This window comes from Corynebacterium macclintockiae, from assembly GCF_027570165.1.
GTDB lineage: Bacteria > Actinomycetota > Actinomycetes > Mycobacteriales > Mycobacteriaceae > Corynebacterium > Corynebacterium macclintockiae.
The window spans coordinates 49,995-72,316 of record NZ_JAKMUV010000005.1; the positions used below are offsets into that span (position 1 = coordinate 49,995).

The window sequence follows — 22,322 nt, forward strand, 5'->3', positions numbered from 1 at the left end:
CGCGTAAAGTCGGAACGCATGTGTGGATTGCTTGGAATCATTGCGGCTAATGGTGCCGCAGAGAACTTCGTTGATGCCGTGGAAAATGCGCTGCCCTGCATGCACCACCGTGGCCCAGACGATAGCGGCACGTGGCACGACCAGGATGTTGTGTTCGGCTTCAACCGCCTCTCCATTATCGACCTGGAGCACTCCCACCAGCCATTGCAGTGGGGCCCCGAGGATGAACCGAACCGCTACGCCCTGACATTCAACGGCGAGATCTACAACTACGTCGAGCTGCGCGAAGAGCTCAAAGCGGCCGGCTACTCCTTTAATACCGAGGGCGACGGCGAGCCCATCGTCGTTGGTTTCCACCACTGGGGCGCCGATGTGGTGAACCACCTGCGTGGCATGTTCGGCTTTGCCGTGTGGGATTCAAAGGAAAAGAAGCTCTTCCTGGCCCGCGACCAGTTCGGCATCAAGCCGATGTACATCGCCACCACCGAGGCGGGCACCGTCTTTGCGTCGGAAAAGAAGTGCATCCTGTCTATGGCCGAGGACCTGGGTCTGAACCTGGATCTGGATATCCGCGCGGTGGCGCACTACACCGACCTGCAGTATGTCCCAGAGCCGGAAAGCTTGCACAAGCACATCCGTCGCCTGGAATCCGGCAGCTATGGCTTTGTCACCCCGGGCGGAAAGGTCGAGGAGACCCGCTGGTTCGAGCCTCGCTTCCCCGTGAAGAAGGTCGCTGCTGGCGACGAGGAAGCCGTGTTCCAGCGCATCGCCGATGCCCTGGAGGATTCCGTGGCCAAGCACATGCGCGCAGACGTCACGGTCGGCTCCTTCCTCTCCGGCGGCATTGATTCCACCGCCATTGCAGCACTGGCCAAGCGCCACAACCCGGATCTGCTGACTTTCACCACCGGTTTCGAGCGGGAGGGCTACTCCGAGGTCGACGTCGCCGCGGAATCCGCCGCCGCCATCGGCGCCGAGCACATCGTCAAGGTGGTCAGCCCCGAGGAGTACGCCGAGGCGATTCCGAAGATCATCTGGTACCTGGACGATCCGGTGGCCGACCCTTCCCTGGTTCCGCTGTACTTCGTGGCGCAGGAGGCCCGCAAGCACGTGAAGGTTGTGCTCTCCGGCGAGGGCGCCGATGAGCTCTTCGGCGGCTACACCATCTACAAAGAGCCGCTGAGCCTGGCGCCTTTCGACAAGATCCCCTCCCCGCTGAAGCGCGTGCTGGCCAGCGTGGGCAACGCACTTCCCGAAGGCATGCGTGGCAAGTCCCTACTCCAGCGCGGCACCATGCCGATGGAGGATCGCTACTATGGCAACGCCCGTTCCTTTAACTACCAGCAGCTGGAACGCGTCCTGCGCGAGATCCGCCCCGAGTGGGATCACCGCGAAGTCACCGCACCGATCTACGCGAAGTCCAAGGACATGGACCCGGTTGCCCGGATGCAGCACCTGGATCTGTTCACCTGGATGCGCGGCGACATTCTGGTCAAGGCCGACAAGATCAACATGGCAAACTCCCTGGAGCTGCGCGTGCCGTTCCTGGATAAGGTCGTCTTCGAGGTGGCGGAATCCCTCCCCCACGAGCTCAAGATTTCCCACGGCACGACCAAGTACGCGCTGCGCAAGGCGATGGAGCGCATCGTGCCCCCGCACGTGCTGCACCGCAAGAAGCTGGGCTTCCCGGTTCCGATGCGCCACTGGCTGGCCGGCGATGAGCTCTACGGCTGGGCCAAGGAGAACATCGAGGCCTCGCAGACCGACCACATCTTCAACAAGGCAGAGGTCCTGAAGATGCTGGACGAACACCGCGTGGCGATGAATACCGGCTCCGGCCCGGACCACTCCCGCCGACTGTGGACCGTCATCGCCTTCATGGTCTGGCACGGCATCTTCGTCGAAGATCGCATCGATCCGCAGATCGACCAGCGCCAGTACCCGGTCAACCTGTAAAGCCCCAAAAACGCCCCCAAGGGAGTTCATCCCTAGGGGGCGTCAGTAATTAAAAGGGCTAGAGCCGCTGGCGCTGCTTAGCCACTGGCACTGCTTAGCTGAAGGAATCGCCACAAGCGCAAGAACCCGAAGCATTCGGGTTATCGATGGTGAAGCCCTGGGACTCGATGGTGTCCGCGAAGTCGATCTTCGCGCCCATCAGGTACGGGGAGGACATGCGGTCCACGACCAGCTTCACGCCCTCGTACTCGTCCACCAGATCGCCATCCAGGGAACGATCATCGAAAAACAGCTGGTAACGCAGGCCTGCGCAACCACCCGGCTGCACGGCGATGCGCAGGGAAAGATCGTCGCGGCCTTCCTGTGCCAGCAGGGCACTGGCCTTCTGCTGAGCGGCCTCGGTCAGCTCCACACCGGTGACCTTCTCTGGAGCAGTCATGTTGGTCCTCCTCAATAAACGACCGAATCTTAGAATTGGCTTTGCTCACAAGTTACGCCTCATTGTTCCACAACGCCACTGCCGTCTCGTGTTATTCCCAGCAATCAAAAATTGGGTTTTGTTCCCCTGCCCTCCTGCTCTAGCCTGTTACATGTGAAAATGCCATGGAAGAAGCAGGAAAAGGCCGCCGACCCGGCCGAGGATCAGGTCTCGCCACAGGATGCCGATACGACGACTGAGGTAGACAGCGACGCAGACGGTGGCGTCACCAACGACAAGACCTCCAAGGCATTTACGCCGAAGAAGGGCAAGGCCACCCCGAAGCGCAACGAACAAGAGCGCAAGCACGGCGTCCGCCGCAGCGCCTACACCGCACCCCAAACCCCGGGCGAGGCTCGTAAGCAGCGCAAGGAACTCAAGGCTTCCATGTCCAAGGAAGAATACAAGGCCATGAAGCAGCGCCAGAAGGACGAGGCGAACCGCGAACGCCGCCGGGCCAACCAGCGCATGATGGCCGGCGACGAGGACTACCTGATGGATCGCGATAAGGGCGAGGTCAAGCGTTTCGTCCGCGACTGGGTCGATTCCCACCGCTACATGATGAACTTCTTCCTGCCGCTGGCTCTGCTGGTGATCGTCATCATGATCTTCGGCATGTCCAACCCGAGCGTGGCCAACCTAGCCTCCATCGTGATGATGTTCGTGTTCCTGATCATGATCGGCGAGGGTCTGTGGCTGGGCCGCCGAATCAATGGCCTGGTCAACGAGCGTTTCCCGAACAACCAGCACGGCAAGTTCAGCCTGGGCATGTACGCGTTCACCCGCGCGACGATGATCCGCCGCCTGCGCACCCCGGCACCGCAGAAGCAGATCGGCGACAGCGTATAGTCTTGTCCCCATGGCACCTTCGACTTCCGCCCCTACCTTCCCACCCATCGTCCCGCCGGACGAGGCCGCGCGCAGCCGCGCTACAGAGCTTCGTTCGAGCGCGCCCACCAGCGCGGGAATCCCGGCTGGTTCCATGGGGACGTTGGAGGATGTAGCCGCGTGGATCGCCGCCTGCCAGGGAGCCGCCCCCGCCCAGCCGCTGGATGCGGCACGTCTGATTATCGTCGCCGGTGAGCACGGGGTGGCCACGGCGCACCCGGAGGTTTCTGCCCTGCCCGCCGACTTCACCGCGCAGGTCCGCCAGGAACTGGCCCGCGCACAGGCCCCTGTTGTGGATGCCTGTCGGGCCGCGCGGGTTTCTCTTTCTATTGTGGACGCCACATTGGGCAAGCCCTCCGCCCCCATCGATACCGCAGACGCTCTGACCCCGGAAGAGTACGACAAGCACCTGGCGCGCGGCATGCGATTCGCCGACGAAGAGGCGGACAAGGGCACAGCAGTGCTGCTGCTGGGGGATTTAGGCCGCGGGCTGAGCACCGTCGCCGCCGCGGTGATTGGCAGCGTGTGCAGCGTGGAGCCGGTGAAGATCATCGGCCGGGGCTCCGGCATCGGCGACGAAGCGTGGAAAACGAAGGTGTCCGTCATCCGCGATGCCATGTTCCGCGTGCGCGACGACAAGGCGGTGGCCTCGCGTGTGCTGCAGCAGATCGGTTCTGCGGATCTGGTGGTGATGGCGGGGATTCTGGCGCAGTCCGCGGTGCGCCGCACGCCGGTGATTTTCGACGGCGTGGGGGCAGCCGCGGCGGCGCTGTGCGCGCAGATGCTGGCGCCGGGAGCGGCTGCGTGGTGGTTGGCTGCGTCCGCGGGGACGGAGCCGGCGACCCAGACCGCGCTCACTGCGCTGGGGCTGGATCCACTGTTGGATCTGCGCCTCGGCACCGGCCAAGGGCTCGGTGCCGTGCTGGCGCTGCCGATGGTTCGCTACGCGGTGGCAGCCTGCTCCACCAGCGTGTAGAGCCAGCCGTGCTCATCGGCAACGCGGCCGTTCTGAATGCCGGTTAGCTGCTCGCGCAGGCGCATGGTCACCGGGCCGGTCTTTCCACCGTTGACCTGGAATTCACCAGTTTCGTCCTTGACGGTGCCGACTGGGGTGACCACAGCGGCGGTGCCACAGGCGAAGGCCTCGGTCATGGCTCCGGACTTCGCGGCTTCCTTCCACTCGTCGGTGGAGATGCGGCGCTCCTCCACCTTGTAGCCCAGGTTGCGCGCCAGTTCCAGCAGCGACAGGCGGGTGATGCCCGGCAGCAGCGAACCGGACAGCTCCGGGGTGACCAGCGTAACGCCGGTCTCCTCAGTGCCGAAGACGAACGCCAGGTTCATACCACCCATTTCCTCGATGTACTTGTGCTCGGTCGCGTCGAGCCAGACAACCTGGTCGCAGCCTTCCTTCTGCGCAGCTGCCTGGGCTGCCAGGGAGGCCGCGTAGTTGCCCGCGAACTTCGCCGCGCCGGTGCCGCCGGGAGCCGCGCGGGTGTATTCGGTGGATAGCCACACGCTCACCGGGTTGATGCCGCCGGAGAAGTAGGCGCCGGCCGGGGAGGCGATCACAAAGTAGGTGTAGCTGCTTGCCGGGTGCACGCCCAGACCGATTTCGCGGGAGATCATGAAGGGGCGCAGGTACAGAGACTCCTCGCCGCCGCCCTGCGGAACCCAGCGCTGGTCGATGTCCACGATCTGGCTCAGGGACTCCAGGAACAGCTCCTCCGGCAGCTCCGGCATCGCCATGCGGACAGCGGAGGCCTGGAAGCGGCGGGCGTTCTGTTCCGGGCGGAAGGTGACGATTTTGCCGTCTTCACCGCGGTATGCCTTCAGGCCTTCGAAGATCGCCTGACCGTAGTGAAACACGCTGGAGGCTGGATCCATCTGCACCTGCTGGTAAGGCTCCACGCGGGCGTTGTGCCAGCCCTTGTCCTTCGTCCAGTCGATGGCGACCATGTGGTCGGTGAAGTGGTTTCCGAAGCCCGGCGCGGCCAGGATGTCGGCGATCTGCTGGTCGGTCGCCGGGTTCTCGTTGCGAGTCACGGTGAACTCCACCGCAGAGCCGGATTGATTCGTCTGTGGGTTAGATTCTGGGGTGCTTGTCATACGCCCCAGCGTACTCTGCCGCCTACTGCTCAGTGTGACGGGTTTAACATTCTTTTGGAAAACTTCTGCAATTCCCCACTTCCCTAAGTCCATACCCTGGGAGAATGCCGGGCAGCCCGAATCGCCGTTCGCCGGGCAATCGATTCTGGGTAGAGTAAACAGCAGCGAATTAAGACTCTTAACAGAACTAATGCAGAACTAATAAGGAGTATTCGACCCCATCATGACCGCCAATTCTTCGACTCCCCAGTTCGCTTCCTTCGGCGCCGACATCGCCGGCCTACCTTCCCGCGGATACATCCCGCAGATGTCGCTGGTGCACACCGAGTCCGCGCTCGAATCCACTTCTACGGAGACCCCGTCGGTCATCGATACGCTGGTCATACCGGTCTTCGAGGGTGAAGCTGGGCTGGAACTCACTGGTGCTCCTATTGACGCCCTCACGTCTGAACAGCAGTTGGAAATGTGGAAGCTGCTGATCTCCGTCGGCGCGAAAGGCACGGCGGGAGAGGTCACAGTGGTACCTAATCTGCCAGTGAGTTCGCGCAGCGACGTCGTCTCCACCGGAAACCTGTCCGCGAAGGTGCAGGAATCCACCCAGGATCCGGAGACCGCCGACGGTGTCGTCGACGCGGGCGCTGGATCGCGCGGCCCGGAGAAGATCCTGGCAATCGGTATGGGGCCGGCCGATGAGGTGTCCGCTGAGGACGTCCGAGTGGCCGCCGGCGTGGCGTCCAGAAACATTAAAAAGCCCATCCGCGACAACAGCGACGACAAGGGCGAGAATACGGGGCGCGGCGCGCGTGTGGTGAGCGCCCTGGGTCTGCTGGGTGCCGAGGCAGCGCTGGTGGGGCACGCGCTGGGTGCATATGAATACCGTGGGCTGAAGACCTCCGAGGCAGCGCCCGCGATCGAGTCCATCGAGGTGCTGACGGGTGAGGATCCGGCGGACACGCTGGAACACTCCCTGGCTACGGTGCGGGCGGTGGCGCTGGCGCGCGACCTGGTGAACACTCCGTCGAACGTGCTGTACCCCGAAAGCTACGCGGCGATCATTGCCGAGGCGGCGAAGCACACGGACATTGAGGTCGAGGTGCTGGACGAGGCCGCGCTGGAAGAGCAGGGCTTCGGTGGCATTCTGGGCGTGGGACAGGGATCCGCGCGCGGGCCGCGCCTGGTGCGCCTGGACTACAACCCGGACAAGACGGCCAACGACTCTCCGCGAGTAGCTCTGGTGGGCAAGGGAATTACTTTCGATACCGGCGGAATTTCCCTGAAGCCGCCGGCGAAGATGTGGAACATGATTTCCGACATGGGCGGCTCCGCGGCCGTTGTCGCCGCCGTGATCGCCGCCGCCGAGCTGAACATTCCGGTGCACGTCACCGCCACTGTTCCGCTGGCGGAGAACATGCCGGGCGGGGAGGCTACCCGACCGGGCGATGTGCTGCGCCACTACGGCGGCACCACCACCGAGGTGTGGAATACAGACGCCGAGGGACGCCTGGTGCTGGCCGACGCGATCGTGCGCGCGTGCGAGGATAAGCCGGATTACCTGATCGAGACCGCTACCCTGACCGGCGCGCAGCTGGTGGCACTGGGCGACCGCACGCCGGGCATCATGGGTTCGATGGATTTCCGCGACCGCGTGGCGATGATTTCCCAGCGCGTGGGCGATGCCGGCTGGCCGATGCCTCTGCCCGCGGAGCTGGGCGAGGCGCTGCAGTCCGATGTGGCGGATATCAAGAACATTTCGGCCTCCCGCTGGGGTGGCATGTCCGTGGCGGGGCACTACCTTAAGAAGTTTGTGGCCGAGGGCGTGCAGTGGGTGCACATCGATGTGGCCGGGCCAGCCTACAACGACGGCGCGCCGCATGGGTACACCCCGAAGCGGGCGACGGGCTCGCCAGTGCGCACCATCATCGCGGCGCTGGAGGATATTGCGCTGAAGGGCTAGCGGCTAGCCCTCTTGCTCGGTGCGGCGCTGCTCGAATTGTGCGCGCCGTTCGCGCTGCTCGAGGCGCTTCTTGATCAGCCGGTCGCGTTCAATGCGGTCGCGCATGCGCTGCGGGTAGCCGGTCTCCTCCGCAAAGTACAGCGGAATCCCCACCGTGTGGGCTACCTTGTCGATGCCTTTCGGCCCGCCGATGCGGCGGCGCGTCCACTCCCCTTCGCTGTCGACCAGCACTACGGACATTTCGTTGACGATGGTTTCCGGCTCCACGAACCCCTCGACTCCGGTGCGGGTGCCTGCCCATTGCTGCAGGTATACCAGGTCTTTGGGGCGAACAGTCTCCCCTGGCGCGCGTGGCGGGCGGGTGGAGCTGTTCTTGTTCCGGCCGAAGAGATTAAACACGCTAAGCGATTCTAGTGGACGCACGACCAGGGGCGAACAACGGCGCAGAGTCAAGGCGCGTAGACTTAGGTAGTATTTCAACCAAATAACCACAGCTGATTTCCGTTTAGCTTGAGGAGCTTCAAACACCATGGCGTACTCCGTCGAAATGCCCGAACTGGGCGAGTCCGTAACCGAGGGCACCGTTACTCAGTGGCTGAAGAAGGTCGGAGACAAGGTCTCCGTCGACGAGCCGTTGCTGGAGGTATCCACCGACAAGGTTGATACGGAGATCCCTTCTCCGGTAAGTGGTGTTCTGCTGAAGATCATCGCTGAGGAAGACGACACTGTGGATGTCGGCGCCGTCATCGCCGAGATCGGTGAGGAGGGCGAAGAGCCTTCTGGTTCGGACGCCGACAGCTCCAGCGACAACGATTCCAGCGACGCAGCCAAGGCTGAGTCTTCTGACGACTCCGCTGAGTCTTCCGACGATTCCGACTCCGCCTCTTCCTCCGATTCCGACTCCGCTTCCAGCTCTAATGCTTCCGGTTCCGCTGGTTCCGGTTCTGCTGGTTCCGGTGAGGCCGAGGACGTCACCATGCCGGAGCTCGGCGAATCCGTCACCGAGGGCACCATCACCCAGTGGCTCAAGAGCGTCGGCGACAAGGTCGAGGTCGACGAGCCCCTGCTGGAGGTCTCCACCGACAAGGTCGACACCGAGATCCCCTCCCCGGTCGCAGGCACCCTGGTAGAGATCCTCGCCAACGAGGATGACACTGTCGACGTCGGCGCCGTCATCGCCCGCATCGGCGACGAAAACGCCGCCGCTTCCGGCTCCAAGTCCAACAACTCCGAGTCCGCCGCTGAGTCCGACGACTCCGCCTCTTCCTCCGATTCCGACTCCGCTTCCAGCTCTAATGCTTCCGGTTCCGCTGGTTCCGGTTCTGCTGGTTCCGGTGAGGCCGAGGACGTCACCATGCCGGAGCTCGGCGAATCCGTCACCGAGGGCACCATCACCCAGTGGCTCAAGAGCGTCGGCGACAAGGTCGAGGTCGACGAGCCCCTGCTGGAGGTCTCCACCGACAAGGTCGACACCGAGATCCCCTCCCCGGTCGCAGGCACCCTGGTAGAGATCCTCGCCAACGAGGATGACACTGTCGACGTCGGCGCCGTCATCGCCCGCATCGGCGACGAAAACGCCGCCGCTTCCGGCTCCAAGTCCGACGACTCTGACGACTCCAACAAGGCCGACGAAAAGAAGGCCGAGCCGAAGGAGGAAGAGAAGAAGGCCGAGGCTAAGCAGGCTGAAGCGAAGGCCGAAAAGAAGGCCGAGCCCTCCAAGCCTGCTGCAAAGCAGTCGGAGCCGGCCGAGGGCAACCTCCCCTACGTGACTCCGCTGGTACGCAAGCTGGCTGAGAAGCATGGCGTCGATTTGTCGACGGTCGAAGGAACCGGCGTCGGTGGCCGTATCCGTAAGCAGGACATCCTGGCTGCAGCAGAAGGCACCTCCGCATCCGGCGCTTCCGCGAAGTCCGCTTCCCCGGCTGGCCCGCGCGCTTCCTCCTACAAGGTCGACCCGGCTAAGCAGGAGCTGCGCGGCACCACCAAGAAGGTCAGCCGCATCCGCGAGATCACCGCAAAGACCACCCTGGATTCCCTGCACGCTGCAGCTCAGCTGACCCAGGTCCACGAGGTCGACATGACTCACGTTGCTGAACTGCGCAAGGCCAACAAGCAGGCCTTCGCCGACAAGCACGGCGTGAACCTGACCTACCTGCCGTTCTTCGCAAAGGCAGCGGTCGAGGCTCTGATTTCCCACCCGAACGTCAACGCATCCTACAACGCAGAGACCAAGGAAATGACCTACCACGAGCGGGTCAACCTGGGTATCGCCGTCGACACCGAGGCTGGCCTGCTGAGCCCGGTCATCCACGACGCGCAGGACATGACCCTGCCGGAGCTGGCCAAGGCCATCGTCGACATTGCCGACCGTGCGCGCAACAAGAAGCTGAAGCCGAACGACCTGTCCGGTGGCACTTTCACCATCACCAACATCGGCTCTGAGGGCGCCCTGACCGACACCCCGATTCTGGTCCCGCCGCAGGCTGCCATGATCGGCACCGGCGCTATCGTGAAGCGCCCGGTTGTGCTGAGCGAAGACGACGGCGAGGCCATCGCTATCCGCCAGATGGTCTTCCTGCCGATGACCTACGACCACCAGGTCATCGACGGTGCCGACGCAGGTCGCTTCATGTCCACCCTGCGTGACCGCCTGGAGAACTCGGACTTCACCGAGGACCTGGAGCTCTAAGCTCTAGGCTGTTAGCTGCCGCCTGCCATTAAGCGCCAGCTATCCTGGCAGAGCGTCGGCCCCGCTTCCCGCGGGGTCGGCGTTTTTGCGTTTGCTAGCCCCGCATAGTGGCTCCCGATGGCAGTCCAGTAGTCCCGGACCTCTCTAGCAGCCTTCAGAACCCTCAAATGTCGTTAGAACGGGAATACGTTAAAGACAATGAGTTGCATCTATACATAAGCGCAGGTCAGAGAGTTTCACTTTTTCTGAATCCGGATTCTGTTTTGACTAATTCCCGATTCAGCGACATTTGCCACCACAGAGCAACACCTAATGCCCAGAAGCCAGGGCTAACGCCACCCCCAGTGTCTTAAATGTCGAAAAAGTTGCAATTTGTTAATGGCAAAGACTTTCAACTATATAAAAGTGCAGGTCAGGGGCATTTTGGGAAAGTGAACATCAGTGCAGATTTGAAGAAATGCAACTTTTCCGACATTTAGCTGCGTTCAGCAGGCGCTGGCCGCCGGAGGCGCCAGCATCAAAGTCACCACCTGATATATGCAGCACCACCAGAAACTCCAGCCCCACTCCCGGCAGAACCCGGCACCCATTGAACAGCACCCAGCAGCACCACAGAACCACTGGAGTATCATCGCCACCATGGGATTCCAGCAAGGCAGCATCCGCAAAGCAAACACCGGCACCACAGCATCCGACATCGACACCCGCGACATCGACATCCGCGACATCGACATCCGCGAACTCGGCACGGTGGACTACGAGGACACCTGGCACCTCCAGGCGGACCTCGCCGCTCAACGCGCCGAAGGCAAAATCCCAGACACCATCCTGCTGCTCCAGCACCCGCCGACATACACAGCCGGCAAGCGCACCGAGCCCTCCGACCGCCCCACCAACGGCCTGCCCGTCGTCGACGTTGACCGGGGAGGCCGCATCACCTGGCACGGCCCCGGCCAGCTGGTCGCCTACCCCATCATCAAGCTCGCCGACCCGGTGGACGTGGTCGATTATGTCCGCCGCCTCGAACAGGCGCTAATCCAAACTTGTGAAGATCTAGGCCTGCACGGCACCGGCCGCGTAGAAGGGCGTTCGGGCGTGTGGCTGCCTGCGGGCGTCATAAAGAATGAGCTTAAGCCCGCACGTAAGATCGCCGCGATCGGCATCCGCGTGACGCGCGGCGTGACCATGCATGGTGTGTCCTTGAACTGCAACAACACCATGGAGTACTACGACCATATTGTGCCTTGTGGGCTGGCGGATGCGGGTGTCACGACTCTTACTGAGGAGCTTGGGCGCGAGGTTACTGTTTCGGACGCCCATTCCCTGCTGGCCCGGCACCTCGTCGACGCATTGAACGGCGACTTGCAGGTGGATTCCTGAGCCTCCGCCGGCGTAGGCTAGTCGGCATGAGTGTGACTGCAGATGGACGCCGGATGCTGCGCATCGAGGCGAAGAATGCCCAGACCCCCATCGAGTCGAAGCCGCGGTGGATCCGCACGACTGCGAAGGTCGGCCCGGAATACCGGGATATTAAGAACCGTGTGAAGGGCGCTGGCCTGCACACTGTGTGCCAGGAGGCCGGCTGTCCGAACATCAACGAGTGCTGGGAGGATCGCGAGGCGACGTTCCTCATCGGCGGCGATACCTGTTCGCGCCGCTGCGACTTCTGCCAGATTAAGTCCGGCCGCCCGTCCCCGCTGGATCGCGATGAGCCGCGCCGCGTGGCGGAGAATGTCCGCGAGATGGGGCTGCGCTACGCCACCATCACTGGCGTGACCCGCGATGACCTGGACGATGAGGGCGCGTGGCTGTACGCGGAGGTTGTGCGGAAGATCCACGAGCTGAACCCGAACACGGGTGTGGAGAATCTGACGCCCGACTTTTCCAACCGCCCGGAGCTGCTGAAGGTCGTCTTCGATTCCCAGCCGGAGGTGTTTGCGCACAACCTGGAGACCGTTCCGCGCATCTTCAAGCGCATCCGCCCGGCCTTCAAGTACGAGCGTTCCCTGGAGGTCATTCAGGCGGCGCACGACTACGGCCTGGTGACGAAGTCCAACCTGATCCTGGGCATGGGCGAAAAGAAGGAGGAAGTGCGCGCGGCTATTAAGGACTTGGCGGACGCTGGCACCGACATTCTGACGATCACCCAGTACCTGCGCCCGTCCTCCATGCACCACCCGATTGAGCGTTGGGTGAAGCCGGAGGAGTTCATGGAGCACTCCGACGCGGCCTACGAGCTGGGCATCAAGGCTGTTATGTCCGGACCGTTGGTGCGTTCCTCTTACCGCGCTGGCCGCCTGTACGCCCAGGCCAAGCAGGCCCGCGGGGAGGCTATCCCGGAGAACCTGAAGCACCTGGAGGAAACTCTGGATTCCACCACGTCGCAGGAGGCCTCTACCCTGCTGGAGCGCTACGGCGCTTCGGAGGACACGCCGGTCACCGCGTCGCGCCGCTAACTGCGCGAGGCGCTGGCGTTGGCGCTAGTGTGCGCGATGCGCTAACGCTGACGCTGGCCGCGCGCGGCCAGCAGCATCACGGCGGGGCACTTTCGCCCCGCCTTTATTCATGCCTTATTGTTAGTTCCATGGCGAAGGATAAAAAGGACGTAAGGGTCAAGGAAGAGAAGAAGGCTGCCAAGGCTGCGAAGAAGGAGCAGCGCAAGCAGACGCGCTCCCAGCTGTGGCAGGCCTTTAAGCTGCAAAAGGGACGGGATAAGAAGCTTATCCCGTTTATGGTTCTGGCCTTCCTGATTCCCGTTGTGCTGATGCTGCTGCTCAGCCTGGTTTTCGGCTGGTGGTGGCTGAACCTGATCGTCGGCATCATAATCGGCGTGATCGCGGCGATGTGGACATTCTCCCGTCGCTTGCAGACTGGCGTGTACGACCAGATCGAAGGCGAGGCGGGAGCCGCTGCATGGGCTCTGTCCAACATGCGTGATGGCGTAGGCATGAAGTGGATTACGGAGGCCGGCGTGGCGTCCAATACCCACATGGACGCAGTGCACCGCGTGGTAGGCACCCCCGGCGTCGTGCTGGTCGGCGAGGGCGCACCGCACCGCCTCAAGCCGATGATGGCGCAGGAGCGTAAGAAGCTTGCGCGCATCCTGGGCAAGACCCCGATCTACGACGTGATCGTCGGCAACGACGAGGGCCAGGTGCCGGTAAAGAAGTTGCAGAACCACCTGATGCGCCTGCCGCGCAACATCAAGAAGGATGAGGTGGACGCCCTTAACTCCAGGGTCGAGTCGATCTCGCGACTAAGCAATCCGAATAACAACATGCCGAAGGGCCCCATGCCGAAGGGCGCGAAGATGTCCGGCATGAACCGCCGTGCCCGCCGCGCAGCGCAGCGCGGCAAGAAGTAACAGCGCGGCAAGAAGTAACAGCGCGGCAGAACTAGCGGCTAGCGGGTGCGAATGACGGCCGTTCCCGTAGCGCGGTCGTGCATGCCGCGGCCGTCAGTGTCTTGAATAATCGGGGGGAAGAGGAAGACCGTCAACAGGGCGCGCACTACAGAGCGCCACAGCCCCACACGCTCGTCGGGCTGGTCGATGCGTGCCACGCCAATGCCGACGATTGCGTGCCCCGGCGACTGTGCGAAGAGCCAGACCGTCAGGATGCGCCAGACGATGAAGAAAATAATGGTGGCGGTGGCAGCATCGCCCAGGGCACTTGTCATGGAGACGACGAACCACGCCAGGGCGTAGCAGGCCAGCCAGTCGATGGCGAGGGCACCAATCCGGGGGAACAAAGTCGACAGCGAGCCCGGGCCTTCCTTGGGAAGCCCCAGCCGGGCGCCGGGGTACGGGCTGAGGTCGGCGAGGTCTTCGTTTTCGCCTGGGACTAGGGGGCCTTCGAGCCAGCTACGGGATTTACTCATGATGTTTTAGAGCCTAGCTGCCCCCAACTAGGTGGCACAATTTCGTTAAAGTTTGCCTGAGGCCGGGGCTTTTATGCGTAGGATCGATTGTGTTGCTTTTATATGTTGTCGCAACAGTTTGAGATTCCCACTGCAAGGAACGGAAGAAGATTACAGTGCCATTCAAGACCGCAGAAGAAGTCGCAAAGTACATCAAGGATAACGACGTCGAGTTCGTAGACGTTCGCTTCACCGATGTGCCCGGTGTAGAGCAGCACTTCACCATCCCTGCTTCGGAATTCGACGAGGACGCGATGGAAGAAGGCCTGGCCTTCGACGGTTCGTCCATCCGTGGTTTCACCACGATTGAAGAGTCGGACATGAACCTGCTGCCGGACCTGAACACCGCCAGGATCGATCCGTTCCGCAAGGCCAAGACGCTGAACGTTAAGTTCTTCGTCCACGATCCTTTTACCCGCGAGCCGTTCTCCCGCGACCCGCGCAACGTTGCCCGCAAGGCCGAGCAGTACCTGGCTTCCACGGGCATTGCGGATACCTGCTTCTTCGGCGCTGAGGCGGAGTTCTACCTCTTCGATTCCGTGCGTTACGAGGCAGACACTAACCGTGCTTTCTACGAGCTGGATTCCGTCGAGGGCTGGTGGAACCGCGGTGCAGAGGTTAACCCGGATGGCACCCCGAACCTGGGCTACAAGACCCGCATGAAGGGTGGTTACTTCCCTGTCGCTCCGTACGACCACTACCAGGATCTGCGCGACGACATGGCCCGTAACCTGGCGAACGCTGGCTTCAAGCTGGAGCGCGCGCACCACGAGGTCGGCACCGGTGGCCAGCAGGAGATCAACTACCAGTTCAACACCCTGCTGCACGCTGCGGATGACCTGCAGTCCTTCAAGTACATCATCAAGAACACCGCTTGGCAGGCCGGCAAGTCCGCGACCTTCATGCCGAAGCCGCTGGCTGGCGACAACGGGTCGGGCATGCACGCTCACCAGTCGCTGTGGAAGGACGGCGAGCCGCTGTTCTACGACGAGTCCGGTTACGCCGGCCTGTCCGACATCGCCCGCTACTACATCGGTGGCATCCTGAAGCACGCTGGCGCTGTGCTGGCCTTCACGAACCCGACGCTGAACTCCTACCACCGTCTGGTTCCGGGCTTCGAGGCTCCGATTAACCTGGTGTACTCGCAGCGTAACCGTTCCGCTGCGGTGCGTATCCCGATCACGGGCTCCAACGCGAAGGCGAAGCGCATTGAGTTCCGCGCTCCGGACCCGAGCGGTAACCCGTACTTCGGCTTCGCTGCGATGATGCTGGCTGGACTGGATGGTGTGAAAAACCGTATCGAGCCGCACGCTCCGGTCGACAAGGACCTGTACGAGCTGCCGCCGGAGGAGGCCAAGGACATTCCGCAGGCTCCGACCAGCCTGGAGGCTTCCCTGAAGGCTCTGGAGGAGGACAACGAGTTCCTGACCGAAGGCGGCGTGTTCACCGACGACCTGATCGACACCTACATCGCCTACAAGTACGACAACGAGATCGCACCTGTTCGCCTGCGCCCGACGCCGCAGGAGTTCGAGATGTACTACGACTGCTAAGGGCTGCTTTAAGCTGCTCTAGCTGTTTGACGCCGCCGGTGTCGGCAGAGACCCCATCCGTAGCCCCGAAGGCTCGCGCGGTGGGGTCTTAGCTTTTTGCGCTCGTTGCGCCCGTCAGTATGTCGGACTACTAATCCCAAAGGGCAAGAAGCCTCTTAAACAATTGGAATCAAAAACCTGCAGGGCAGTGGCGTGCATGTTTGTGCACGCCACTGACTGAAGCGTCCTGGGCTTAGTTCCGCTGCGAAAAAAGCCGAGGCAGTTTTGAGGATTCCGTTTGCTCGTTTCAGCTCGCGGTTTTCGCGGCGCAGACGCTTGAGCTCTTCCTCCATTGTCTCGCCGCCTGACGCGTCAGAGTCATCACGTACTGAAGCGCTGTCACGGTACCAAGCCCGCAACGTGTGGTGAGATACACCAAGGAGCTCACCAACCTCCGTGTAGGCGCGCTGCCGTGAGCAGGACTCCAGGCGGACCATTTTCGATGATCTGATGGACCGCCTTCTCCTTAAACTCAACGGAATACTTTCTAGGCGTAGTTCAATCCATCCTAAGCTGAGGTAGGAACTAACCCCAGGACGCTTCAGTTTGCGCAACTTCCGCCAATCGCCCGCTTCTACGACAGCTTTGCCCTGCTTAAGCCCGAAAGAGCGATAGTGCCACCAGTAACAACTGGGACGGTTCCCACGACCACTAAATAGAGAAACTCGGTATCAGCCGAGTACAGCGTGGACAAGCTGCCGGAAAGCGAAGTTCCGATAGCTAGGGAAAGAAAGAACAAAGCAGAGAAGCGGGTCTTAAAAGCTGCGGGCGCATAGGCAGTTGTCGCCGCCATACCAATGGGCCCGATGAAGAGCTCTCCGATGCTCATGAGCATGATGCACAGCGCTAACGCCAGGAATGGAACCGCAGTAGCACTCACAAAAGGCAGAAGGATAAACAGCCCCGCACCAGCTAGCGCCAGACCACCGCCCATCACACGGTTGCGATGCACCGTCCTTTTGGCCAAGAATGCAGCAATGGGCAGTGCGAAAGCCAAGATAAAGAAGGGATTGAGAGACTGCGTCCACGCCGCCGGAATCTCAAAACCAGCGATGCTGCGATCTAGGCGCTGATCGGAATACACCGCAAGCACTCCATAAGTTTGGGATTGCAGCGCCCAATACATTGTGGAGGCCACAAAAAGCGGAAGGAAAGCCCTGACCCGACGACGCTCAGGCGCACTCACTCGCGAGGAAACCAACATAGTAACAATCAGGCCAACTGCCACCGCCACAGTAGTGAGAAGTAAAACAAAAGCCATGCGGTCAGGCGTCAGGGTACCCGAGGCAAGGCACCAGACTCCTAATGCGCAGACTAGAACAGCAGCACCTGCCACTGGGGCGAGATGCTTCGGGGCAATCGGGTTTGAAGGACGGGTGATGTCAACGCTGATACTGGCCAAAAGGCGTGAGCGCAGCAGCAAGTAAGACACGCAACCGATAAGCATCAAGCCCGCAGCGGCACCAAAACCTGCGTGATAGCCATAAGCTTCGGACAGCCAACCAGTCAGCATCGGTCCAGCAACTGCACCGACGTTAATACCGAGGTAGAAAATCTGGAAAGCACTATTGTTGCCTTCGGCCGGAAACGCTGCCCCCAGCACAGTGATTGCTGCGGTCTTGAGCAAGCCGGAACCTAGTGCAAGCGGGAACAGCCCCGCGAACAAGCCGGGGAACCCTGGAATTAGGGACAGCGATACATGCCCGCACATCAGCAGGAATGCACCCAACAGCAGAGTGCGCTCAGCACCGAGTACACGGTCGGAGACCCAGCCGCCGACAAACGTGAAGAGATAGAGCACAGCACCATACGCGCCAACTAGCGCAGTGGCATGGGTTTGCTCAATCCCCAGCCCGCCCGCCTGGTCATAGAGGTAATAGGCCAGAATGGCCTGCATTCCATAGAAACTAAAACGCTCCCACATCTCAATGCCCGCAACCGCGGGAATGGCGGGTGAAAACCTTTTACTTGAACGCTGTTCAATTACTGTCATACCAAGGAATTATGCACAACTTTTGTATGTGGTACAGATAAATGGGTGAAGTTTTTGAACAGTGTTCAAGTAGCGGCAGTAGATTCCGCCCACATGTGGCACCCGTATGCCGCACCCGGCGCGCCCGCGTTTGAGGTCATCGGCACAGATGGTGCCTTTCTTCAGCTCGCCGATGGCCGCCGCGTTATCGACGGCATGAGTTCCTGGTGGGCTGCTTGCCATGGGCACTCGCACCCCCGACTAGTCAATGCTGCTAAAGAACAGATTGATCGCTTTAGCCACGTCATGTTCGGCGGACTTACCCACGAGCCCGCGGCACGCCTGACCACTCAGCTCATGGAACTGACCCGCGGAGACTTCTCCCATGTCTTCTACTCAGATTCCGGATCCGTGTCCGTTGAAGTCGCCATCAAGATGGCCTTGCAGGCCTCCCCGCCGGAACGCACCAAACTGCTGACCTGGCGCTCGGGGTACCACGGCGATACCTTCGGCGCGATGAGCGTCTGCGATCCTCAGGGCGGAATGCATTCGCTCTGGGCAGGCACACTGACAGAGCAGGTCTTCGCCCCTGCCCCGCCCACGGAAGGCGCGAGCGAGTCCGAGCAGTCAGACTACCTGGCGCAGATGGAGCGCCTCATTACTGATGACGTCGCCGCCATCATCATCGAACCGGGCGTACAGGGTGCCGGCGGCATGCGCTTTCATGACAATGCACTGGTAGCGGGTGTGCGCCGCTTATGCGACAAGCACGGAATCCTCATGATCGCCGATGAAATCGCCACCGGATTTGGGCGCACCGGCTCGCTTTTCGTCACCCAGGACGCCGGCGTTGTGCCGGATATTATGTGCGTTGGCAAGGCACTGACCGGTGGCTTCATCTCACTGGCGGCGACGTTGGCCACGGGGGACGTCGCCAAGCGCATGCAGCCCACCCCACTCATGCATGGCCCAACCTTTATGGCCAATCCTCTCGCCTGCGCGGTCGCCGCGGAATCCACCGCGCTCATCGCGGAGGGCCAGTGGCGCAGCGCAGTACCGCGAATTGAGGCAGGTCTGCGTAAGGGACTTCAGGGCGCACCCGGCCTCACCAGAGTGCGCGGCGCTATTGGCGTGCTGGAAATGGACCACGAGGTTGACATGGCCGCTGCCACTGAAGCGGCCCTTAAGCACGGAGTATGGCTGCGGCCGTTCGGGCGGCTCATCTACGCCATGCCGCCCTATATCTGTACAGACGAGGACATCGCGCGCATCTGCCGCGCCATCCACGCAGCCGGGGAGGCCGCATGATCATTTGCATTACGGGAACCAACACCGACGTGGGCAAGACCATCGCCACCGCAGCCATCGCCGCCCAGCTCAAGGCTGCAGGCAAGCATGTCATCGTGGCCAAGTCCGTTCAGACAGGTGAGCCTGCCGGGCTTGGCGACGCCCCCACCATCTCCCGCCTCGCCGGGGTTGAGACCCGCGAGTTTGTGCGCTACCCCGAGCCGCTTGCCCCCAACCTGTCGGCCCGGCGCGCGGGAATGCCCCAGCCAGACCGCAAAGAACTCGTTGAGTGGATTCGCAGTATCGAGGCGGATGTTGTGCTCGTCGAAGGCGCCGGCGGCCTCCTCGTGCGACTGGCTGACAACTTCACGCTCGCCGATATCGCCGCCGACCTCGGCGCTCCACTCATCATCGTCACCAGCATGGGTTTGGGAAGCCTCAACGCTGCGGAGCTCACCGTCGAAGCCACCCGTAACCGAGGCCTGGAGGTACTGGGGCTCATTGGTGGCTCGCTGCCTGCACAGCCAGACCTAGCGACCCAACTGAACGTGAAGGAAATGCCGAAGGTTACCGGCCTGCCGCTACTGGGCTGCCTCCCCGCCGGAATAGGCCAGCTCTCCCGCGACGAGTTCGCAGATCGGACTTCGACCATTGATGCGAGCCAATTCCCCGGATAAATCAATAACCGCGGCGATTTACGCCTACTTTCGTAGTGCAGGGATCGTTCCGAGGTTTTCAAAGCGCACATCATCATATCCATATGGATAATCCAAGCCCAGCCCCAGTACCGATGACCCAGTGGTTTTCATGTGTGTGAATGAGCAAGCACGCCGATCATCCATCACCAGAAATGATCTACCTTTGGAATACTCACCTCACGAAGACTCCGTCGGCCCGTCCCAGTACCAACTACCCGGAACACGACAGTACCGAGTCCCCAGAACACCGGTACCAAAAACTGTCAGTGACGGTTGAAAAGTAGCCCATCCGAGAACAATTGGATGGGTGATTTCCATGGATGATTGGGCGCAGATCAGAATCTTGCGCAATGAAGGTATGTCGATTCGAAAGATTGCCAGCACCGTTGGCTGCGCGAAGAAAACCGTCGAGCGGGCTTTAGCTTCGAATACTCCGCCTTCGTATAAGCAGCGTGCTCCTCAAAAGACCGCGTTTGATGAGTTTGAACTTGATGTACGCGCTTTACTTGATGATGTACCAGATCTACCAGCTACGGTGCTAGCTCAACGGGTGGGCTGGTCAGGGTCTATGTCTTGGTTTAGGGAGAATGTTCGCCGTATCAGGCCTGAGTACATGCCCAAGGATCCGGTTGATGTTCTTGATCATAAGCCTGGTCAGCAGATTCAATGCGATCTCATGTTCCCCGAAGACGGAATCACCAATGATCAGGGTGTACCAGCGAAGTTTCCGGTGTTGGTGATGGTTTCGTCCTATTCGCGGTTTATGGCGGCGTGTGTCTTGCCGACCAAGACGACAGGCGACTTGGTGTCTGGGATGTGGATGCTGCTGCACGACCGCTTCCAGGTAGTGCCCCAGCAACTCTTATGGGATCACGAGTCGGGTATTGGCCAGAAAAGGCTGGTGGATCAAGTCGTTGGATTTTCTGGCACGTTAGGACTTAAAGTCCGCCAAGCGCCGCCACGAGATCCGGAAACCAAGGGCATCGTTGAACGCCATAACGAGTACCTGGAGACTTCATTCTTTCCGGGCCGGCGGTTCAACGATCACATTGATGCCCAAGCCCAGTTAGACTCCTGGATTGATGGCATTGCTAATAAGCGTATTCATGCCACGTTGAAACAACGCCCAGTAGATCGGTGGAAAGCGGATAAGGAGGCGATGTCTGTCCTGCCACCGTATGCGCCGCAGACTGGGCTTCGGCGTCAAGTGCGCTTGCCAAGGAACTACTATGTGTCTGTTGACTCCAACCGTTATTCGGTATCACCTGCAGCAATCGGCAAGATTGTGACTATTTTCGTTGAGCTTCATAGGGTCCTTGTCACTGATAGCGCTGGAGTCATTGTTGCAGACCATCGGCGTGTGTGGGGTAAAAACATCACGGTGACCGATCCTGACCATCAACATCTGGCTAAACAGATGCGTCAAAGCTTGGCAGCGCCGAAACCACAGGCGTGCGATATTGCTGTTGAAGCTGCCGACTTGAGTATCTACGACAAGATTGCAGGATGGGAGCAGTCAGCATGACGACTAAAGATCATCGTCAGATTGATTCTGAATTATCCCACATTTCCAAGGTGTTAAAAGCTCCTCGTATTCGCGCTACCTATTTCGAAACCGCTGAACAAGCTCGTGAGGACGGGTGGAGCTTTGAAGAGTACTTAGCTGCGGTGTTATCTGTTGAAGCTTCTGCCCGACAAGAATCTGGAGCCAATGCGCGAATAAAGCGAGCGGGGTTTCCCAGGTGAAGACGATTGAAGAATTCGATTTCACCATCCAGCCCAGCATCGACCGAGCAAAGATTGCGCGCCTAGAAACCTCAGCATGGATAAGCCAGGCAAGCAATGTCATCTTCCTCGGCCCACCTGGTACCGGCAAAACTCACTTGGCGATTGGACTAGGAGTTATCGCTGCCAGGCAGGGCTACAGGGTTTTGTTTGACACCGCTGCTGGCTGGGTGCAGAAACTTACCCAGGCGCATGACCAGGGAGAACTGCCAAAACTGCTGACCAAGCTGGGGCGCTACGATCTTCTTGTCGTCGATGAAGTCGGATACATTCCCATCGAGGCTGAAGCGGCCAACCTGTTTTTCCAGCTGGTATCAACCAGGTATGAGAAAGCGTCGCTGATTATGACTTCGAATCTTCCGTTTTCGCGATGGGGTGAATGCTTCGGCGATCAGACAATCGCCGCAGCCATGATCGACCGCGTAGTCCACCACGCAGAGATCCTCACACACAAAGGAACCAGCTACCGCATCAACGGTCACGAAGATATCCTGCCTTCCGTAAACGCAGAACGCAGCAAGGCACTAGAGTAAACCACAAGCACAATTGGGCTACTTTTCCACCGTCAGAAGTGGGCTACTTTTCGACCGTCGCTGACAGGTTGATGCCGTAGCCGGAAAGTATCCCCGCGAGCTCCTCCATCTCCTCTTCCGGAGCCTCCCGCAACTCCTGCCTCTCCTTGGCCACCAAGAACTGCTCGGAGTCCCGCTGGGCGGACACGGACACAAACTCCCCAAAGCCATGGACACCCCGCCTGCAATGGTGGCAGCCAGGCCTGCCATCAAGATGGCCTTATCTCCCGCGCCGGTGGCAATCACGCCGATAAGCAGGGCAGCAACGGAAACAATGCCGTCGTTGGCGCCCAAAACTCCGGCGCGCAGGGAGTTCATCTTCGCTGCATCACCGGCGTCGTGAAGCTCCTGGTGAGCGCCGGGAACAGTGGAAAAGGGTGGTTTTCCTCATGAGCGGAATATTAGCCGACTGATTCACAAGCTCCGG

Annotated in this window: 17 protein-coding genes and 3 pseudogenes; 13 read left to right on the forward strand and 7 right to left on the reverse strand. The window is 60.8% G+C overall.

The window, feature by feature from the left end:
- Nucleotides 1-18: 18 nt before the first annotated feature.
- Nucleotides 19-1,956, forward strand: a complete 1,938-nt coding sequence (gene asnB / locus L8U58_RS05845) for an asparagine synthase (glutamine-hydrolyzing) (RefSeq protein WP_034972062.1) — start codon at nt 19-21, stop codon at nt 1,954-1,956.
- Nucleotides 1,957-2,050: 94 nt separating this feature from the next.
- Here the strand turns inward: asnB and L8U58_RS05850 are convergent, their stop codons facing one another.
- Nucleotides 2,051-2,395, reverse strand: coding sequence for a HesB/IscA family protein (locus L8U58_RS05850; protein ID WP_034970256.1), 345 nt, complete (start codon nt 2,393-2,395; stop codon nt 2,051-2,053).
- Nucleotides 2,396-2,554: 159 nt separating this feature from the next.
- On the opposite strand from L8U58_RS05850, the gene L8U58_RS05855 reads away from it, so the two are divergent.
- Nucleotides 2,555-3,283 carry a DUF3043 domain-containing protein gene (locus tag L8U58_RS05855; RefSeq protein ID WP_034977269.1) on the forward strand — a complete coding sequence of 243 codons (729 nt, stop codon included), beginning with the start codon at nt 2,555-2,557 and terminating at the stop codon, nt 3,281-3,283.
- Between the two features lie 10 nt (nt 3,284-3,293).
- A complete protein-coding gene (locus L8U58_RS05860; RefSeq protein ID WP_034980616.1) occupies nt 3,294-4,298 on the forward strand; it encodes a nicotinate-nucleotide--dimethylbenzimidazole phosphoribosyltransferase in 1,005 nt (334 codons plus the stop codon).
- On the opposite strand, the gene L8U58_RS05865 is transcribed toward L8U58_RS05860, so the two are convergent.
- Nucleotides 4,265-5,428, reverse strand: a complete 1,164-nt coding sequence (locus tag L8U58_RS05865; RefSeq protein WP_051879486.1) for a branched-chain amino acid aminotransferase — start codon at nt 5,426-5,428, stop codon at nt 4,265-4,267. The genes L8U58_RS05860 and L8U58_RS05865 overlap by 34 nt on opposite strands.
- Before the next feature lie 223 nt (nt 5,429-5,651).
- On the opposite strand from L8U58_RS05865, the gene L8U58_RS05870 reads away from it, so the two are divergent.
- Complete coding sequence (locus tag L8U58_RS05870) at nt 5,652-7,382, forward strand: leucyl aminopeptidase (protein WP_269954901.1); 1,731 nt, start codon at nt 5,652-5,654, stop codon at nt 7,380-7,382.
- A gap of 3 nt (nt 7,383-7,385) precedes the next feature.
- Here L8U58_RS05870 and L8U58_RS05875 read toward each other — a convergent pair whose 3' ends face one another.
- Entirely contained in the window at nt 7,386-7,781 is a 396-nt protein-coding gene (locus L8U58_RS05875) for an oxidoreductase (RefSeq protein WP_269954902.1), read from the reverse strand.
- Between the two features lie 130 nt (nt 7,782-7,911).
- Between L8U58_RS05875 and sucB the strand changes: the two genes are divergently transcribed.
- The 4 genes from sucB to L8U58_RS05895 all read left to right on the forward strand — a co-directional run bounded on the left by sucB (nt 7,912) and on the right by L8U58_RS05895 (nt 13,435).
- Complete coding sequence (gene sucB / locus L8U58_RS05880) at nt 7,912-10,071, forward strand: 2-oxoglutarate dehydrogenase, E2 component, dihydrolipoamide succinyltransferase (protein WP_269954903.1); 2,160 nt, start codon at nt 7,912-7,914, stop codon at nt 10,069-10,071.
- 639 nt (nt 10,072-10,710) lie between these two features.
- The gene (lipB, locus tag L8U58_RS05885; RefSeq protein WP_034978127.1) at nt 10,711-11,451 is read left to right on the forward strand and encodes a lipoyl(octanoyl) transferase LipB; all 741 of its coding nucleotides are present in this window, start codon (nt 10,711-10,713) and stop codon (nt 11,449-11,451) included.
- A gap of 26 nt (nt 11,452-11,477) precedes the next feature.
- Nucleotides 11,478-12,527 carry a lipoyl synthase gene (gene lipA, locus L8U58_RS05890; RefSeq protein WP_034972050.1) on the forward strand — a complete coding sequence of 350 codons (1,050 nt, stop codon included), beginning with the start codon at nt 11,478-11,480 and terminating at the stop codon, nt 12,525-12,527.
- A 128-nt stretch (nt 12,528-12,655) separates the two neighbouring features.
- Complete coding sequence (locus L8U58_RS05895; protein ID WP_034972048.1) at nt 12,656-13,435, forward strand: DUF4191 domain-containing protein; 780 nt, start codon at nt 12,656-12,658, stop codon at nt 13,433-13,435.
- A gap of 38 nt (nt 13,436-13,473) precedes the next feature.
- On the opposite strand, the gene L8U58_RS05900 is transcribed toward L8U58_RS05895, so the two are convergent.
- Entirely contained in the window at nt 13,474-13,950 is a 477-nt protein-coding gene (locus L8U58_RS05900; RefSeq protein WP_034966160.1) for an RDD family protein, read from the reverse strand.
- Between the two features lie 155 nt (nt 13,951-14,105).
- Between L8U58_RS05900 and glnA the strand changes: the two genes are divergently transcribed.
- Nucleotides 14,106-15,542, forward strand: coding sequence for a type I glutamate--ammonia ligase (gene glnA / locus L8U58_RS05905; RefSeq protein WP_034972047.1), 1,437 nt, complete (start codon nt 14,106-14,108; stop codon nt 15,540-15,542).
- Nucleotides 15,543-15,769: 227 nt separating this feature from the next.
- On the opposite strand, the pseudogene L8U58_RS05910 reads toward glnA, so the two are convergent.
- Nucleotides 15,770-16,028, reverse strand: a pseudogene (locus tag L8U58_RS05910) (transposase); the annotation flags it as partial.
- Between the two features lie 127 nt (nt 16,029-16,155).
- Complete coding sequence (locus L8U58_RS05915; protein ID WP_269954904.1) at nt 16,156-17,574, reverse strand: peptide MFS transporter; 1,419 nt, start codon at nt 17,572-17,574, stop codon at nt 16,156-16,158.
- A 54-nt stretch (nt 17,575-17,628) separates the two neighbouring features.
- Here L8U58_RS05915 and L8U58_RS05920 point away from each other — a divergent pair, with 54 nt between their 5' ends.
- From L8U58_RS05920 to istB, 4 genes and pseudogenes are all read left to right on the forward strand, one after another.
- Nucleotides 17,629-18,861 (forward strand): adenosylmethionine--8-amino-7-oxononanoate transaminase, encoded by a 1,233-nt coding sequence (locus L8U58_RS05920; protein WP_034966212.1) that lies wholly within the window; start codon nt 17,629-17,631, stop codon nt 18,859-18,861.
- Nucleotides 18,858-19,517 (forward strand): dethiobiotin synthase, encoded by a 660-nt coding sequence (bioD, locus tag L8U58_RS05925; RefSeq protein WP_070551063.1) that lies wholly within the window; start codon nt 18,858-18,860, stop codon nt 19,515-19,517. Before L8U58_RS05920 ends, bioD begins: the two co-directional genes overlap by 4 nt.
- Before the next feature lie 337 nt (nt 19,518-19,854).
- Nucleotides 19,855-21,063 carry an IS21 family transposase gene (gene istA / locus L8U58_RS05930; protein WP_051892061.1) on the forward strand — a complete coding sequence of 403 codons (1,209 nt, stop codon included), beginning with the start codon at nt 19,855-19,857 and terminating at the stop codon, nt 21,061-21,063.
- Nucleotides 21,060-21,856 (forward strand): annotated as a pseudogene (gene istB / locus L8U58_RS05935) (IS21-like element helper ATPase IstB). Before istA ends, istB begins: the two are co-directional and overlap by 4 nt.
- A 67-nt stretch (nt 21,857-21,923) precedes the next feature.
- Here istB and L8U58_RS05940 read toward each other — a convergent pair.
- A pseudogene (locus tag L8U58_RS05940) lies at nt 21,924-22,286 on the reverse strand (VIT1/CCC1 transporter family protein); the annotation flags it as partial.
- Between the last annotated feature and the right edge of the window lie 36 nt (nt 22,287-22,322).